Source organism: Rhizobium ecuadorense (genome assembly GCF_001187535.1).
GTDB lineage: Bacteria > Pseudomonadota > Alphaproteobacteria > Rhizobiales > Rhizobiaceae > Rhizobium > Rhizobium ecuadorense.
In genome coordinates this window covers 1-257 of the sequence record NZ_LFIO01001454.1, presented here as the reverse complement: position 1 = coordinate 257, position 257 = coordinate 1, and the positions used below count along the sequence as shown (strand labels likewise).

The following is a 257-nucleotide window of genomic DNA, read 5'->3' as shown; positions in this document are numbered from 1 at the left end:
GTATTGTGGTCAGGCCCTGCTCGACCCAGTCGCATCCGCGTTCTCCGGCCAAACCAGCATCATATGAGGAAATTCTAATTCCTATTCTGCGAATGCTTCCTTGATTGAGAATGCCAGAAAGAGATATATCCGACGATACAGAAAATATAAGAGACTCGCCATGTTGCAGCCGGTTATCAACGAGACCATTGCCGAGAGCAGCTACAGGCGCATTCGAGCCGACATCATTTTTGGTCGGCTGACCCCCGGACAAAAGT

General features: G+C 49.8%; 1 pseudogene. It reads left to right on the top strand.

The window, feature by feature from the left end:
* Nucleotides 1-127 precede the first annotated feature (127 nt).
* Nucleotides 128-257, top strand: a pseudogene (locus AF337_RS42795) (GntR family transcriptional regulator); the annotation flags it as partial.